Annotated in this window: 14 protein-coding genes; 10 read left to right on the forward strand and 4 right to left on the reverse strand. The window is 65.1% G+C overall.

The features are described 5' to 3' along the window. Positions 1–147 precede the first annotated feature (147 nt). From ACE3TY_RS07665 to ACE3TY_RS07675, 3 genes are read left to right on the forward strand one after another with little or no spacing between them, the layout of a single operon-like run. The gene (locus ACE3TY_RS07665; RefSeq protein WP_374652423.1) at positions 148–951 is read left to right on the forward strand and encodes a carbonic anhydrase; all 804 of its coding nucleotides are present in this window, start codon (positions 148–150) and stop codon (positions 949–951) included. 21 nt (positions 952–972) lie between these two features. Beyond that, positions 973–3,021 (forward strand): methyl-accepting chemotaxis protein, encoded by a 2,049-nt coding sequence (locus ACE3TY_RS07670; RefSeq protein ID WP_374652425.1) that lies wholly within the window; start codon positions 973–975, stop codon positions 3,019–3,021. 39 nt (positions 3,022–3,060) lie between these two features. Next, entirely contained in the window at positions 3,061–3,540 is a 480-nt protein-coding gene (locus tag ACE3TY_RS07675) for a hypothetical protein (RefSeq protein WP_374652427.1), read from the forward strand. Here ACE3TY_RS07675 and ACE3TY_RS07680 read toward each other — a convergent pair. Further along, positions 3,527–4,249 (reverse strand): tetratricopeptide repeat protein, encoded by a 723-nt coding sequence (locus ACE3TY_RS07680; RefSeq protein ID WP_374652429.1) that lies wholly within the window; start codon positions 4,247–4,249, stop codon positions 3,527–3,529. The genes ACE3TY_RS07675 and ACE3TY_RS07680 overlap by 14 nt on opposite strands. Before the next feature lie 186 nt (positions 4,250–4,435). On the opposite strand from ACE3TY_RS07680, the gene ACE3TY_RS07685 reads away from it, so the two are divergent. Then, the gene (locus ACE3TY_RS07685) at positions 4,436–5,329 is read left to right on the forward strand and encodes an SDR family oxidoreductase (protein ID WP_374652431.1); all 894 of its coding nucleotides are present in this window, start codon (positions 4,436–4,438) and stop codon (positions 5,327–5,329) included. On the opposite strand, the gene ACE3TY_RS07690 is transcribed toward ACE3TY_RS07685, so the two are convergent. After that, the gene (locus ACE3TY_RS07690; protein WP_374652433.1) at positions 5,326–6,123 is read right to left on the reverse strand and encodes an alpha/beta hydrolase; all 798 of its coding nucleotides are present in this window, start codon (positions 6,121–6,123) and stop codon (positions 5,326–5,328) included. The genes ACE3TY_RS07685 and ACE3TY_RS07690 overlap by 4 nt on opposite strands. 235 nt (positions 6,124–6,358) lie before the next feature. Here ACE3TY_RS07690 and ACE3TY_RS07695 point away from each other — a divergent pair, with 235 nt between their 5' ends. After that, positions 6,359–7,492, forward strand: a complete 1,134-nt coding sequence (locus ACE3TY_RS07695) for a glycosyltransferase (RefSeq protein WP_374652435.1) — start codon at positions 6,359–6,361, stop codon at positions 7,490–7,492. Positions 7,493–7,501: 9 nt separating this feature from the next. Here the strand turns inward: ACE3TY_RS07695 and ACE3TY_RS07700 are convergent, their stop codons facing one another. After that, positions 7,502–8,338, reverse strand: a complete 837-nt coding sequence (locus ACE3TY_RS07700) for an SDR family oxidoreductase (RefSeq protein WP_374652437.1) — start codon at positions 8,336–8,338, stop codon at positions 7,502–7,504. Between the two features lie 77 nt (positions 8,339–8,415). Here ACE3TY_RS07700 and ACE3TY_RS07705 point away from each other — a divergent pair, with 77 nt between their 5' ends. Then, entirely contained in the window at positions 8,416–9,339 is a 924-nt protein-coding gene (locus tag ACE3TY_RS07705) for a LysR family transcriptional regulator (RefSeq protein ID WP_374652438.1), read from the forward strand. Positions 9,340–9,342: 3 nt separating this feature from the next. On the opposite strand, the gene ACE3TY_RS07710 is transcribed toward ACE3TY_RS07705, so the two are convergent. After that, on the reverse strand, positions 9,343–10,011 hold the full coding sequence (locus ACE3TY_RS07710; protein ID WP_374652440.1) for a glutathione S-transferase family protein: 669 nt from the start codon (positions 10,009–10,011) through the stop codon (positions 9,343–9,345). A 104-nt stretch (positions 10,012–10,115) separates the two neighbouring features. Here ACE3TY_RS07710 and ACE3TY_RS07715 point away from each other — a divergent pair, with 104 nt between their 5' ends. The 4 genes from ACE3TY_RS07715 (at position 10,116) to ACE3TY_RS07730 (ending at position 15,281) form a co-directional block, all read left to right on the forward strand. Further along, positions 10,116–11,099: an NADPH:quinone reductase gene (locus ACE3TY_RS07715; RefSeq protein WP_374652442.1), complete on the forward strand. Its 984-nt coding sequence runs from the start codon at positions 10,116–10,118 to the stop codon at positions 11,097–11,099. After that, complete coding sequence (locus ACE3TY_RS07720; protein ID WP_374652444.1) at positions 11,096–12,049, forward strand: polyphosphate kinase 2 family protein; 954 nt, start codon at positions 11,096–11,098, stop codon at positions 12,047–12,049. Before ACE3TY_RS07715 ends, ACE3TY_RS07720 begins: the two co-directional genes overlap by 4 nt. 149 nt (positions 12,050–12,198) lie before the next feature. Beyond that, positions 12,199–13,425, forward strand: a complete 1,227-nt coding sequence (locus tag ACE3TY_RS07725; protein WP_374652446.1) for a pentapeptide repeat-containing protein — start codon at positions 12,199–12,201, stop codon at positions 13,423–13,425. 59 nt (positions 13,426–13,484) lie between these two features. Further along, positions 13,485–15,281, forward strand: coding sequence for an adenylate/guanylate cyclase domain-containing protein (locus tag ACE3TY_RS07730; protein WP_374652448.1), 1,797 nt, complete (start codon positions 13,485–13,487; stop codon positions 15,279–15,281). The last annotated feature ends 68 nt before the right edge of the window (positions 15,282–15,349 follow it).

A 15,349-nucleotide genomic window follows, 5' to 3' on the forward strand; every position in this document is an offset into this window, starting at 1 on the left:
GGTACGGCGCCGGTCCTTCGCTCGCCAGATCTGGCAGTTTGCGCGCAAGGCTGGCGGTTGGCGCGGAGCGCTGCCGGCCGAAAGCGATCATGCTCGACGCAAAAGAGCGACGCCGCCGCCCGCACTTGCCAAGAGGAGCCGACCGTCATGCCCATCCTTCACCAGCGTAAGTTCCACCGGCGTAAATTTCTGCAGAGCCTTGCCATCACCGGCGCGCTTTGTCCGATCTGTTCGGCCCTCGGCGCCAAGTTCGCCGCCGCCCAAACGACGCATGCCGGCCCGCACTGGACCTATGAAGGCGAAGGAGGCCCGGAACATTGGGGCGAGCTGTCGCCCGACTTCAAGGTCTGCGAGCTGGGCTTCGAGCAGACGCCGATCGACCTCACGCGCGCGGTCAGCGCGCAGCTCACTGGCGTCATTCCGCAATTCCAGCCGATGCCGCTGAAGATCCTCAATAACGGCCACACCGTCCAGGTGAATTGCCAGCCGGGCTCGCGCTCCCTCATCGACGGCAAGAGCTTCGAGCTGCTGCAGTTCCACTTCCATCATCCCAGCGAGCATCTGCTGTCCGGCCAGAGCTTCGACCTGGAGCTGCATTTCGTCCACAGATCGGCGGAAGGGCAATTGGCGGTGCTGGGCGTCTTCATCCGCGCTGGCGCCGAGAATGCGGCATTGGTCCCGGTCTGGGCCGCCATGCCCAAGGAAGCGGCGGAGGAGGCGGATGCCGGCACGACGATCGCGCTCGACGGCCTGCTGCCGGTCGGGCGCGGCTTCTTCCGCTATCAGGGATCGCTCACCACGCCGCCCTGTTCGGAAGGCGTGCTGTGGACCGTGTTCAAGGATCCGATCGAAGCCTCGACGGCGCAGATCGGCCAGTTCGCCGCCCTCTTCCCCAATAATGCGCGACCGGTGCAGAGCCTGCATCGCCGCTTCCTGCTCGATTCACTCTGAGCGAAAGACGGGAGAACCGCCATGTCACTCATCGCCACGCAGAACAATGCCGTGCGTCCCGGCTTTTTTCAGAACCTCAAGATCCTGACGAAGATCGTCCTGGGGTTCGGCGCGGTGCTGCTGATATTGGCCATCGTCGCGGCCGCCGGAATCGTCGGCTTCAGCCGAATCAGCCACGACCTCGCTCGCTACATATCGGCGGTCGAACTCTATGGCGATGCCGCCGACATCGAAGGCGACCTGCTCGATCTGCGCAGCCATGTCGACAATTACGTCCGCACCGGCGACGCCGCGCATATCGACGAGATTCATGAGCTGGAACAGGCGATCGCCGCCGATATCGCAGACGGCGTCAAGGCCGCCGGCACCGACGCGGAGCGCGCCGATCTCACCGCCATGGCCGAGAAGCTGAAGATCGTCGTCGACGATTTCGAGCAGGCGGTGGAGCTTGAGAAGGAGCGGACGAAGCTTGCCAGCGAGACGCTGAACGTGGCCGGCCCGAAATTGAGCGCCGATTTCGAGACCATCCAGCGCCAAGCGGTCAAGGCCGGCAACAGCAATGCCGCGATCCTGGCCGGCGACGCCCTGCGCCAGAGCCTGCTGGCGCGCCTTTATGTCAACATGCTGCTCGACCGCCACGAAGCGGCGGCGGCCGAACAGGCGGAGACGGCCTTCCATGGCCTCGCCAAAAGCCTGGAGCAGCTGGAGAAAGTATCGGCCAACGCGGATTATGCCGCGCAGCTGACCGAGGCCAAGGCCCTGGCGCCGGCCTATGAGGCGGCCTTCAAGGCGGGCGAGGAGATCGACGAGAAGCTGGAAGTCCTGGTTCACGAAAAGGTCGCCGAAGCCAGCGAGGAGATCATTGCCGAAGCGGAAAAGGTGAAAGTCGAGGCGAAGGCGGAGGAGAATGAGGTCGCCGCCGAAATCACCGCCGTCGTCGTCGAGAGCGAATGGATCGCCATCGGCTTCAGCCTGGCCGGCTTCGCGCTGGGCATGGTGGTGGCCTTTGTCATCGGCCAGGGCATTTCCAAGCCGATCAGGATCCTCTCCGCCCTGATGCTGCGCCTTTCCAATGGCGAGCGCGACATCGCCATCGCCGGCGCCGAGCGCAAGGACGAGGTCGGCGAAATGGCCAATGCGCTGCACGTCTTCAAGGAGAACATGATCGCCGCCGAACGCCTGCGTGTCGAACAGCAGGCCGAGCAGGACCGCCAGCTGGAACGCGGCCGCCGCATGGGCGAGGCGGTCAGCAATTTCGACAAGGTCATCGCCGAAGTCGTCAATGCGCTCAGCACCGCGGCGACCGAGCTGCAAGGCACCGCCCAGTCCCTGGCGGCGACCGCCGAGGAGACGGCACAGCAATCCAACACGGTTGCCGCCGCCGCCGAACAGATGACGCAGAACGTCTCGACCGTGGCCTCGGCCACCGAGGAGCTTTCGGCGTCGATCCACGAGATCAGCGGCCAGGTGGCGGAATCGACCCGGATCGTCACCCAGGCCGTCAGCCAGGCCGAGGACACCAATGGCCGCGTCAGGCAATTGGCGGAAGCGGCGCAGAAGATCGGCGCCGTGGTGACCCTCATCAACGATATCGCCGGCCAGACCAACCTTCTGGCGCTCAATGCGACGATTGAAGCGGCCCGGGCGGGCGAGGCCGGCAAGGGCTTTGCGGTCGTGGCCTCCGAGGTCAAGCAGCTGGCGACGCAGACCGCGCGCGCCACCGACGAAATCGGCACGCAGGTGCGCGCGATCCAGGAATCGACCGAGAGTTCGGCGGGTGCCATTCACAGCATCAGCCAGACCATCAACCGGGTCAGCGAAATATCGACCGCGATCGCCTCGGCGGTCGAGGAGCAGGGAGCCGCGACCCAGGAAATCTCGCGCAATGTACAGCAGGCCGCGACCGGCACCAGCGAAGTCACCACGAACGTCCTAGGCGTCACGGAGGCGTCGCAGCAGACCAGCATCGCCTCGACCCAGGTACTCTCGGCGGCCAACGAGCTCAGCCGCTACGGCGAGACCCTGCGCAGCGAGGTCAACAACTTCCTGCATACCGTCCGCAGCCTGTGAGGGCGTGCGGCGGCAGCATCCGGGCGAGGAACGTGCCGCATGAACCGGGCATCGGAGAAGATCGATCGCGACACGCTGGTCCGGCTGAGAATCACCGCCGCGCGGGCGATGGAAACCTCGCTCGATTCCTATCGGCGGCTGATGGAGAATGGACGGGCTTCGCCGCCGCCGGAAACGCCATACGGGCACGCACCCTTATTCGCCGCCATTGCCGAGGAAGTGTCGCGCCTGACCATGAGCATCGCCGACGAATTGCTGTTTCTGTGCCGCCTGTCGATATCGGCCGGAATCATGCACGGCGATGTGCGCCGGAAACTGGCCGATATGCTGGGCGGGACCATCCGCGATCCACGGCAGCCGGTCGATCTGCGCCGGCAGCGTATCCGCCGCATGCCGGCGGGTGACGGCCTGCACATCGTCATGGATAGTCTCGATTCCATGTGCGACCAGGTGGACGCCCTGATTGCCTCGCTGCCGGCCGGTGGGGATGGTCGCCGGGATGCCGCTATTCGGCCTTGAGGTCGAGTTTTTCCAGCTGCTCCTGGGCGGCGCCGGCGACATCGGTCTTCGGCGCCACTTCCAGGACGCGCAGGAAATCCTTGCGCGCCGCGTCCTTGTCGCCGTTCAAGGCATGAAGGCGCCCGCGTTCCAGCAGCGCCTGTGGATAATCGGGTGCTATCGCCAGTGCCTGGTCGAGATTGTCGGCGGCGATATCGAGTTGGCTCAGCGAGACATAGGCCGAAGCGCGATAGGCATAGATGTCCGGCCGGTTGGGCGACAGGTCCGCAGCCGTGTTGAGATCGTCGAGGGCTTCGAAATACATGCCGCTTTCGCCATAGAGGCGCGCGCGGTCGATCAGCAGTTCGACATTCCTGGGGCTGAGCGAGAGGCCCTGGTTGAGATCGTGGAGCGCGCGCTGCGACTTGTCCGCCAGCATCCAGGCATAGGCCGCCTGGCCGAAGACTTCGGAAGCGATCGGCGCCTTCACCTGCGGCATGGTCTCGGCGATGCGTTCGAGAAGGACGCCGGCATCTTCATATTGCTTGAGGCCGATATAGGCCAGCGCCTGGCAATGCTGGGCGGCATCGGCGCCACCCTGCTTCTCCCACGCGACGGCGCTTTCCAGCGCTTCGGTCGGGTTACGGTCGACCAGCGCCATGCAGGCGGCATATTGCTGCTCGTTCTCGGCGCTGGTGAGCTTTTCCTGGGCCCCGGCCAATCGCGGCATCGCCGCCGCCCAAAGTCCCACGAGGAGCCCCGCCAATAATACCGTCAATCGCATGGTTGATGTTTCCGCTGCCGACCGTTAGGACCGGATTGATGAAACCCCGGACGCCAATTTGCAAGCCTCATCGGGCTGCCTGCTGCCGCGACGGGGCAATTGTGGCACGAAGCGAAGGCGATGAGAGCTGACATGCGTGTGAACCAACGCCGGCGCGGGCTGGAATCGGGACATCTTTTCTGCTTCGGGCTGGGCTTTTCGGCCCTGCACCTGGCCGACAGGCTGCTGTCCCTGGGCTGGCGCGTGTCCGGCACCTGCCGCACGGCGGAAAAGGCGGCGGCGCTGCGGGCGCGCGGCATTGATGCCTATCCGTTCGACCGTGACCGTCCGATGGCGGATCTGGCGGGACGTCTTGCGGATGTGACCGACCTTCTCGGTTCCGTGCCGCCCGATGCCGCCGGCGATCCGGCGATCGACCGGCACGGGGCCGAGATTGCGGCCGCTGCGCATCGCCTTTCCTGGATCGGCTATCTGTCCACGACCGGCGTCTATGGCGATCGCGGCGGCGGCTGGGTCGATGAAACGAGCCCCCTGCGGCCCAGCGGCGAACGCGGGCGGCGCCGGCTTCTGGCCGAACAGGCATGGCAGGCATTGCCGCAGCCGGCGCATCTCTTTCGCCTGGCCGGGATCTACGGCCCCGGTTCCTCGGCGCTCGATACCGTGCGCGAAGGCCGGGCGCGGCGGGTGGTGAAAGCGGGCCAGGTCTTCAGCCGCATCCACGTCTCGGATATCGCCTCGGTGCTGGTGGCATCGATGGCGCGGCCCAATCCGGGTGCCGCCTACAATGTCTGCGACGATGATCCAGCCCCGCCGGCGGAAGTCGTCACCTATGCGTGCGAGCTGCTGGGCGTGGTGCCGCCGCCAATGGTGCCCTATGAAGAAGCCGATCTGTCGCCCATGGCGCGCAGCTTTTATGACGACAACAAGCGCGTGCGAAACGATCGCATCAAACAGGAACTGAGCGTCAGCCTCGCCTTCCCGAACTATCGGCCGGGCCTGAAATCGCTGTTCGATGCGGGGCTCTAGGACAGTTCCTCGATCGTCATGATGAGGCGTTCGAGGTCCTGCTGGCGCGAGAGACGGTGATCGCCATCCTTCACCAGGGTCACTGCCACATTCTGCGTCACCAGATGATCGGCCAGGCGCAGCGACACGCTGAACGGCACGTCTTCGTCGGCCTGGCCGTGAATGAGACGCACCGGGCGGTCGATATGAATGGCGCCGCCCAGCAGCAGATGCTTGCGGCCGTCCTCGATGAGGGCGCGGGTGATGACGTAAGGATCGTCGCTATAGGCACTGGGTTCTTCGACGCGGCCTTCCTGCATCAGGCGCTGCTGCATGCCGGCATCCATGGTCTGCCACATCAGCTCCTCGGTGAAATCGGGTGCTGGAGCGAGGCCGATGAGGGCGTGAACGCGGTCGGGCCGCGCCAACGCGCAAAGCAGCATCAGCCAGCCGCCCATTGAGGAACCGATGAGAATCTGCGGTCCCTGCGTCAGCTGGTCGACGATCGCCAGCGCGTCGTCGCGCCACGCGCCGATCGTGCCATCGACGAATTTGCCGGACGATTGGCCGTGGCCGCTATAGTCGAAGCGGACGAAGGCACGACCTGTTGCGGCGCAATAGGCATCGAGCGCCATCGCCTTCGTGCCGGTCATGTCCGAGGCAAATCCACCCAGGAAGACGATGCCCGGCGGGACTTTGCGCGTATTTACGCCATCGGCCTCACGGTCGTTTGCGGCGAGGTTGCGCCGGTGATACGCAAGAAAGCGCCCGCCCGGAAGCTGCAACCTTTCGGCCTCGGCGCGTATTGGCACCATCACGCGATCGTGGCTGGCCCCGATGCCGCCGCCTTCCCCTGGCGCTTGCAATCCTGCGGTGGGGCCTGATAATGGTTGCCAATGTTGCGACTTGTTTAATTGTGAATTTCTGGCGACCTGTGGGTTCTTGATGGACTGCATCGGCGAAGCTCTCCCCGGATAAGAGATGTCAATCGACACCGTTTCCGCGCCACCTCCTTTTACCACTCCCGCCTCGGATCGAAAGGCACCATCTGTGTTGCAGCTGGTCGCGCATTTCGACGCCGGCGGCGCATCGCGCCTGGCGCTGGAGATCGGCGGCGCGGTCGTGGCGGCGGGCGGGCGCGCATTCCTTGCCAGCGAATCGGCGCTGGTCTCGACGCATGAACTGCCGCGCATGGGCGTCAAGGCGGTCGAGATGAAGCTGGCCAGCCGCAATCCGGTGACGAATTTCAACGTCGCCCGCCGCGTCGCGCGCTTTGTTGCCGAGAACGGCATCGACATCATCCACGCGCAGAATGCGAGCCTTGCCGTCATCGGCCACGCCGCCGCGAAAAAAGCCGGCTGCCGGCTGGTGACGACCTTCCATGACGGTCCCTCGAGCGTGCAGGCATTGAGCAAGCGCAGCCGTGCCGCCTTCGCCGAATCGGATCTGGTCGTTACACTCTCCAACGCCACGGCGCTGGAAATCGCCAAGGCTATTCCCAGCCTCGGCCATCGCCTCAGCGTCGTGCCTTACGGTATCGACTTGACGCGCTTCGATCCCACCCAGGTGACGGCGCCGCGCGTGGTGCAACTGGCCAATCAGTGGCGCGTGCCCGACGATTTGCCCGTCATCATGGCGCCGGCGGCGTTCGAGCGCGGCAAGGGCCAGTCACTGCTGCTGGAGGCGCTGGCGCTGATCCGCGATCTCGATCTGCGCTGCATCCTGGTCGGGCCGGAAAATGATGGCGGCGCCTACCGGGGACAGTTGCAGAAGGAAATCGTGCAGCACCAGCTGCAGGACCGCGTGCTGATCGCCGAGGAGGTGAAGGACATGGCGGCCGCTTTGATGCTGGCCGACCTCATCGTCGCCCCCTATCTGGAGCCGGCCACCTATAACCGCGTCATCATCGAGGCACAGGCTTTGGGAAGGCCGGTCGTGGCCAGCGACTTCGCCAATGCGCGCGAGGTGCTGGACGGCAGTTCGATGGCCTGGCTGACGCCGCCCGGCGATGCCATGGCCCTGGGCTGGGCCATCCGCGACGCGCTCTCGCTGCCGCTCGACGAGCGCGAGGCGCGCACGAGCCAGGTGATCGACAATCTGCGCCAGCGCGCGGACCGTTCGGTCATGACCGAGAACATGCTGTCGCTCTACGGCCACCTGGTCGAAGCCGACCAGGCGGCCTGATCCTTTTCCCTAACCCAGCTTGGGCGTCACCCGCGCACGCATGAAGGCCAGATACTCGGCCTCCGATGTTTCGCGCCGGGCTGCCACCAGCGGCTTGATGTCGTCCGTGGCGACATAGCGCATCCGGTCCGTGCGATCGGTGGCGGCGGCGTAGATCACTTCCGCCACGTCCTCGCTGGTCGCATTGGCACGTGCCGCTCGGAGATCCGCGAAGACCGCATTGCTGGCGGCCACAAATGGCACGTAGTCGGGAATGGCGGCGGCGGCGGCCGCTTCCGTGCCGCTGCGCTGCCCGAACGAGGTGCTGGTGACACCGCCCGGCTCGACGATCTTCACGCCAATGCCGAGACCCGCAAGCTCGTAGGACAAGGCCTCGGAAAAGCCCTCAAGAGCGAATTTGGAGGCGCAATAGAGCGAGATCATCGGCAAGGTGAAAACGCCCGCGCCCGAGCTGATATTGACGATGGTCCCGGCGCGCCGGGCACGGAAATGCGGCAGCAGGGCGCGCGTAACGTCCATCAGGCCGAAGAGATTGACCGCGAACTGCTCCAGCACCTTTTCTCTCGCCGTCTCCTCGAATACCCCGAACAGGCCGAAGCCGGCATTGTTCACCAGCACGTCGATCTGGCCGAAACGGACCAGGCCTTCAGCGAAGGCGGAATTGATGCTGGCCGGGTCCTGGACGTCGAGTCGCGTCACCAGCACGTTGGGAAGATTGCTGAGGCCCGCGTCCGCTTCCGGCCGACGCATGGTGGCGATGACATTCCAGCCGCGGGCGGCGAAGAGGCGTGCCGACGCTTGGCCGAAGCCGGTCGAGCAGCCGGTGATGAGGATCGTTTGGGTCATGAGGCGTTCCTTGGTTGGGGCTGCCTATATGACCGTATCGGATTATTGTGATAATCTGCTCAATCATGCATGTAATCATGCACAATATCGAACAATGCTGGATAAACGCCGTGAGCCTCGCCCTCAATGAACTCCATGCCTTGGCGGCGGTGGCGGCCCATCGCAGCTTTCGCGCGGCAGCGGCCGACCTCAATGTCTCGCCTTCCGCGCTCAGCCATGCCGTGGCCAGTCTGGAGCGGCGCCTGGGCGTGCGGATTTTCAACCGCACGACCCGCAGCGTATCGCTGACCGAGGCCGGTGAGAATTTCCTGGCGCGCATCAAACCGGCCCTGCGCGAGATCGAACATGCGGTCGAGACGGTCAACCGGTTCCGCGACACGCCGGCAGGACTGCTGCGCCTCAACAGTTCGGAAGGTGCTGCCGAGCGCGTGCTGCCGATCGTGCTCGACTTCTTGGCGGCCTATCCGGACATGCGCGTCGATCTGGTGAGCGAGGGCCGCATGATCGACATCGTCGCCGCCGGCTTCGATGCCGGCCTGCGGCTTGCGGAATCAGTGCCCCAGGAAATGGTATCGCTGCCGCTGGGTTCAGAGGAGGAATTCGCCGTGGTGGGAACGCCCGGCTACTTCAAGGTGCGCGGCGTGCCGAAGGTGCCGGCCGATCTCTTCGCCCATGAATGCATCCGCGCCCGCATGCCCAGCGGCGCCATTTACCGCTGGGAGTTCGAGCACCAGGGCGAGGAGAGCCGTATCGATCCGCCGGGGCGCCTGACCCTGGGCAGTCACGGCCTCGGTCTGCAGGCTGCGCGCGCGAGTGCGGGCCTTGCCTATGTCACCCGGAAATCGGCGGAAGCGGATCTGGCGGCGGGTAGACTTGTGCGTGTTCTGACCGAATGGACGCCACCCTTTGCCGGTATCTGCCTCTATTACCCGCAGCAAAGGCTGCCCTCGGCGGGACTGAAAGCCTTCATCGCGCATTTCCAGAAGGCGCGGCGGCGCTAGACCCTAGAAATCGAGGTCCGCGTAATGCGGTGGCGGCTGGGTGCCGGGCCAGGTGTCGGCCAGGATCTGGCGGAAGCTGGGCCGCGATTTGACGCGCGCATACCATTCGGCGGCTTCGCGATGCTGCTCCCAGGCGACATCGCCCAGATAGTCGATGGCGGAAATCTGGGCCGCGGCAGCGATGTCGGCCAGGCTGAAATCGTCGCCGGCCAGCCAGTTGCGGCGATCCGAGAGCCAGGAAATGTAATCAAGATGGATGCGGATATTGGCCTTGCCGGCGCGGATGGCGCCCGAATCCGGCCCGCCTTGACCGAGGAGGCGCTTCACCATCTTTTCATGGAGCAGGTTCTGCGTGACCTCGCGCTCGAACTTGCCGTCGAACCAGGCGACGAGGCGCCGTACCTCCGCCCGGATGACGGGGCTGCGGCCCAGGAGCGGTGTCTCGGCATATGCTTCCTCAAGATATTCGCCGATGGCGTAGGCGCCGGCGATGACGGCGCCGTTTTCCTCGACCAAGACCGGCGTCTCACCGGCCGGGTTGAGTGCCAGCAGGCCTTCGCGCCGCTCCCAGGGCTTTTCCGCGAGCGCCTCGAAATCGAGCTTCTTCTCGCGCAGGTGAATGCGCACGCGGCGCGATTGCGGCTGAAGCGAAAAATGGTGCAGCGAGCGCATCTTGTCTCCGAATCGGCGGCGGAGACTATCACTGGCATCCGCCCTCGGCTAGGCTTGGTGACGGAGATATTTCCGTGACCCGCCGATCGGGGAGACGACGTCAAATGCGCGCGGCATTCTATGAAAAACTGGGCCCCGCCCGTGAGGTCCTGCGGGTGGGAACGCTGCCCGACCCCAGCCCCATGGCGGGCGAGGTCCGGGTCAGGATCGCCGCCTCCGGCGTCAACCCGTCGGACGTGAAGATGCGCTCGGGCACCGGCAGCGCCGCCAGCCAATATCCGCGCATCGTGCCGCATAGCGACGGCGCCGGCATTATCGACCAGGTCGGTGCCGGCGTGCCGGAAGCGCGCGTCGGCGAGCGGGTCTGGGTGTGGAACGCGCGCTGGAACCGCCCCTTCGGCACGGCCGCCGAATTCGTCACCCTGCCGGCCGAACAGGCCGTGCCGCTGCCGGACGGAACCGATTTTGCCGCCGGCGCCTGTTTTGGCATTCCGGCGCTGACCGCATGGCAGGGGGTCGAGACCGATGGCGGCGTGCAGCAGGGCGATTGGGTGCTGGTCAATGGCGGTGCCGGCGCCGTCGGCCATTACGCGGTGCAGATGGCGGCACATAAAGGCGCCCGCGTCATCGCCACGGTGAGTTCGGCCGCCAAGGCCGCGCATGCGCGCGCGGCCGGCGCGGAAATCGTCATCGACCGCAAACTGGAGGATGTCGCCGAGCGCATCCGCAGCGTCACCCATGGCAAGGGTGTGGCGCGCGCCATTGAGGTCGATTTTTCCGGCAACATCGCCTGGCTGCCCCAGGCGATGGCCGATTACGGCCTCATCGCCATTTACGGTTCCAGCCAGCGCGAAGGGACGGTGCCGTTCGGCCCGTCGATCCTGAGCAATATCGGCTATCGCTTCTTTATCGTCTACAATCAGCCGCCAGCCCTGCGCGCGCGGGCGATTGCGGCGCTGAGCGGCATGCTGCGCGAGGGCCGTCTCAAGCACACGATCGCCGCGACCTTCTCGCTGGCCGAGATCGCCAGCGCGCATGAGGCAGTGGAAAAGGGTATGACGATGGGCAATATCGTGGTGACGCCATGAAGACACCGGACAGCAGGAACGGAAAGAAGAACGGCCGGAAAGGACTGGCCGACCACATCGCCCCCTACCGCGTCGAGAGCGGCAAGGGTTTCCGCCTCAAGGATTTCGCGACGGCGCCGGGCAACGGCAATGCGGGCAAGGCCGAGAACGAGGAATTGCTTGAGGCCTGCAGCAAGGAACTCAACAGCCTGCAGGAACGGCTGCATGCGGAGGGGCGCTGGTCGCTGCTCCTGATCCTGCAGGGCATGGATGCCTCCGGCAAGGACGGCGCCATCAAGAACGTGATGTCGGGCGTCGATCCGCAAGGCGTCGACGTGACCTCGTTCAAGGCGCCAGCCGGCATGGAACTGGAGCACGATTTCATGTGGCGCTGCAGCCTTGCCATGCCGCGGCGCGGCCGCATCGGCATCTTCAACCGCTCCTATTACGAGGAAGTCGTGGCGGTGCGCGTCTATCCGCATTTCCTGGATGGGCAGCGCCTGCCGCGGCAGGCGGTCGGCAAGAACATCTGGGACGAGCGGCTGTCCGATATCGCGGCCTATGAGGATTATCTGGGGCGCAACGGCATCGTCTTGCGCAAGATCCTGCTCAACATCTCGCCGGCCGAACAGAAGAAGCGCCTGCTGGCGCGGATCGAGGATCCCGACAAGATCTGGAAATTCTCGCCCGACGATCTGCGCGACCGGCAGCGCTGGCCCGACTTCATGAACGCCTACGAGGCCGCGATCAAGGCGACAGCCAGCAAGGCGGCACCCTGGTTCGTGGTGCCGGCGGACGACAAGCCTTTCGCGCGCCTCACCGTGGCGCGCATCGCGATCGATGCATTGCGCGGGCTGGGTCTCGCCTTCCCCACCGTCGGTCCCGAGAAGGCGCAGGCTGCCAGGGAGGCGGCCGCCAGATTGGTGGCGGAAGCTGGATTAGGAAACAACTCCTCGAAAAAGCCGAAATGAATACAAGGAATATTCCTATATCGGGAAGCATTCTTAATAATACTTCCACTAAATATTAGAGATCCGAGGCTAATTAACTACCAGCACTGGAATCTTTAAGAATTCTATGGTTAACTTCCGGTCTTGTTGGGGAAGCAACGAGACCGAACATGGATATGGATATTCTCAGGGCCACGCTGGTCGCGCATCGGCGTTGGCTGCGGCAGGAACGCGGCGGCAAGCGCGGGGATTTGTCGCTGGTCGTCCTCGAGAATTTCGGCCTGCCCGGCGTCGTGCTGACGCGCGCCAAGCTGACCGGCGTGCAGATCCTGAATTCGGACCTTACCGAAGCCAAGCTGGACGAGGTCGATTTCTTCGCCGCCAATCTTGCGGGTTCCATCCTGCTGCGCGCCGATTGCCGCGGTTCCGATTTCCGCGGCGCGCACCTGCAGGGCACCGATTTCAGCGAGGCGGTGCTGAGCGGTGCCGATTTTCGCGACGGCTCGCTGATGGTCAATGTCGGCGGCCATACCCAGCCGGCCGAGCGGGCCGTCGTCGCCACGAGCCAGGACCGCACCGGCATGACGCGCGCCAATCTGGAAGGCGCCAGGCTGCATGCATCCGTCGTGCGCAAGGCCGATCTTTCGGGCGCCATTTTGCGCAATGCCGATTTGAGCCAGGCGGACTTCACCGGATCGTCGCTCAAGGATGCCGATCTGCGCGGCGCCAACATGCAGGGCTGCAATCTCAGCGGCGCCCTCCTCAACCGGGCCGCCATCGAAGGCGCCAGGCTGGACGGCGCCATCCTGAAGGACGCCAATATTTTCGGCGTCGAAATCGAGAAGGCCTCCTACACCAACCTCGACCTTTCCGAAGCGATCGCCGTCGACGATTCGGTCGAGGCGGCGCTCAAGATCGGCGATCTGGTGCTGGCGCACGAGCAGTGGGTGGAAAGTTCCGGCGCCATCGGCGCGCGCGCCGATTTCTCCGCCATGGATCTTTCCGGTGTCGACTTCACCGGGCGCAATCTGTCGGCGGCCCTTTTCGTGCATACGCGCCTGCGTTCGACCAAGTTCGTCAAGGCGATCCTCGACCTCACCGATTTCAGCCATGCCGATCTTACCGGCGCCGACATGTCGCGCGCCGACCTCCGCGGCGCAAACCTGAGCGAGGCGATCCTGCGGCGGACCAATTTCAGCGGCGCCGATCTCAAGATGCAGACGGCGCACCTGCCCAACGGCATGACGCGCGAATTCCCCGTCACCTTGCGCGGCTGCCGCTTCGGCGAGACGAACTTCACCGGGGTCGCATGCGACCGGCTGAAGACCAGCGGCGTCCCGCCCGCCGGCATCATCGCCGAGGAGCATTTCAGGGCCCTGTTCGCGGCAACGGCTTGATCGGCGGGTGATCCAGCGCCGATAATACCGCGTAACGCTCGCATCCCCGAAGGAGCAGCATGAGCGGCCGCAAAAGCAGGACCTGGTCTTGGACCTTCCGGAATCCGCCGGCTAAAATCTGGCCGCTTCTTGCCGATACCGCGCGCTTCAACGAAGCGGCCAAGCTGCCGCGCCATGAGATCGTCGAGATCGCGCAGGCCGACGGCAGCGTCGCCTATCATGGCGAGGCAAAGCTGGGCCCGCTGCATCTCAGATGGCGGGAGCGGCCGGTCAATTGGATAGCCGAACAATTCTTCGAACATATCCGCGATTTTTCCAGCGGCCCGTTCGGCGAACTGGGCGCCCATCTCGCCTTGTCGGCCGATCCCGCGACGGGCAACGCCATCGGCACCTATACGCTGAGTGCCGCCCCGCGCAACTGGCTCGGCCGGCTGCTGCTCGCCACGAATTTCTTCAAGGCATCGGGTGAAACCTTCGGCCGCCTGGTCGGGCAAGCCGATCGTTTCGCGAGCGGCGAGACGCCCACGATCTTCACCTATACGGCCCCCGAGGCTGGCGCCGACGCGAAAGCCAAGGTGGCGCTGACGGTGGCCGATATCGAGGCGACGCCCAACGGCCATGGGCTGGCGCAGCGTCTGGCCGATCATGTCCTGACGGCGCAGGAGGTCGATCTGTGGCACATCCGCCCGATCGGTCTGGCGCGGCTCTGGCAGGTGCCGGAGCGGCACGCGATCGAACTCTGCCTGCAGGCGGTGAAAGCGGGCCTCCTCGAACTGCGCTGGGATCTGCTGTGCCCGCGCTGCCGCGTCGCCAAGGCCTGGGTCGGCGGACTCGACCGGCTGCCGACAGGGGCCCATTGTTCGTCCTGCAATATCGATTACGAGCGCGACTTCTCGAAGAATGTCGAAGCGAGCTTCCGTCCGGCAGCGGCGATCAGGCCGCTGGAATCGGGCGAATATTGCATGTGGGGGCCGATGTCGGTGCCCCATGTGCGCGCGCAGATCCATTTGCAGCCCGGCGAAGTGCGCGACCTGCCCGGCCATCTCGCGGCCGGTCCCTATCGCCTGCGCACGCTGGAACCGGGACCGGCCGCCGATATCGAGCATGACGGCCTCTCCTTCCCATCGCTCATTCTGGAGGAGGATGCGGTGAACGTCGGCGCTGCCCAGCCGGCAGGCACGCTGCGCTTTGCCAATATGAGCGGAAGGCCGCGCATCGCCGTGATCGAAAGCCGCCACTGGCTGGCCGATTGCCTGACCGCCGACCGCGTCACCGCGTTGCAGACCTTCCGCGATCTTTTCTCCGACGATGTGCTGCGGCCGGGCGACGAGGTATCGGTGGGCCGCGTCGCCTTGCTCTTCTCCGATCTCAGGGCATCGACCGCGCTCTATCAGCAGATCGGCGATGCCAGCGCCTACCATCTGGTGCGCGATCATTTCGCCTTCATGGCGGACATCATCCGCCACCATGACGGTGCCGTGGTGAAGACCATCGGCGATGCGGTGATGGCGGCTTTCGCCAACCCGCGTGACGCGCTGGAAGCCGCGCTCGACATCCAGCGCCGTATCGGCGAAAGCGGTACGGCGGGCGGTCGCCGGATCGTCATCAAGCTGGGCGTGCATCAGGGACCCAGCATCGCCGTCACGCTCAATGACCGGCTCGACTATTTCGGCTCGACGGTCAACATGGCGGCGCGCCTGCAGGGACAGAGCCAGGGCGGCGATATCGTCCTGTCGCAGGAAATGCGCGACGATCCCGCCGTGGCGCCGACACTGGCCGGCCTCGATATCCGTGCCGAAAGTGCCACGCTCAAAGGTTTCGCCGAGAAGCTGACCTTCTACCGGATGACGCCATGACTTCCATATTTTAACCATAACCGCGTGCCGTTCCGCGCTATCCGCTTGACGCGGCGGGCCTTTTTGGC

Origin of the sequence: Dongia sp. (genome assembly GCF_041918875.1) — a bacterium.
In the GTDB taxonomy this organism is placed as follows: domain Bacteria; phylum Pseudomonadota; class Alphaproteobacteria; order Dongiales; family Dongiaceae; genus Dongia.

Coding starts and splice junctions, on each gene's coding strand:
- ACE3TY_RS07665 (WP_374652423.1), top strand. CDS start 148: ATGCCCATCCTTCACCAGCGTAAGTTCCACCGGCGTAAATTTCTGCAG.
- ACE3TY_RS07670 (WP_374652425.1), top strand. CDS start 973: ATGTCACTCATCGCCACGCAGAACAATGCCGTGCGTCCCGGCTTTTTT.
- ACE3TY_RS07675 (WP_374652427.1), top strand. CDS start 3,061: ATGAACCGGGCATCGGAGAAGATCGATCGCGACACGCTGGTCCGGCTG.
- ACE3TY_RS07680 (WP_374652429.1), bottom strand. CDS start 4,249: ATGCCGCGATTGGCCGGGGCCCAGGAAAAGCTCACCAGCGCCGAGAAC.
- ACE3TY_RS07685 (WP_374652431.1), top strand. CDS start 4,436: ATGCGTGTGAACCAACGCCGGCGCGGGCTGGAATCGGGACATCTTTTC.
- ACE3TY_RS07690 (WP_374652433.1), bottom strand. CDS start 6,123: ATGGTGCCAATACGCGCCGAGGCCGAAAGGTTGCAGCTTCCGGGCGGG.
- ACE3TY_RS07700 (WP_374652437.1), bottom strand. CDS start 8,338: ATGACCCAAACGATCCTCATCACCGGCTGCTCGACCGGCTTCGGCCAA.
- ACE3TY_RS07705 (WP_374652438.1), top strand. CDS start 8,416: ATGCACAATATCGAACAATGCTGGATAAACGCCGTGAGCCTCGCCCTC.
- ACE3TY_RS07710 (WP_374652440.1), bottom strand. CDS start 10,011: ATGCGCTCGCTGCACCATTTTTCGCTTCAGCCGCAATCGCGCCGCGTG.
- ACE3TY_RS07715 (WP_374652442.1), top strand. CDS start 10,116: ATGCGCGCGGCATTCTATGAAAAACTGGGCCCCGCCCGTGAGGTCCTG.
- ACE3TY_RS07720 (WP_374652444.1), top strand. CDS start 11,096: ATGAAGACACCGGACAGCAGGAACGGAAAGAAGAACGGCCGGAAAGGA.
- ACE3TY_RS07725 (WP_374652446.1), top strand. CDS start 12,199: ATGGATATGGATATTCTCAGGGCCACGCTGGTCGCGCATCGGCGTTGG.
- ACE3TY_RS07730 (WP_374652448.1), top strand. CDS start 13,485: ATGAGCGGCCGCAAAAGCAGGACCTGGTCTTGGACCTTCCGGAATCCG.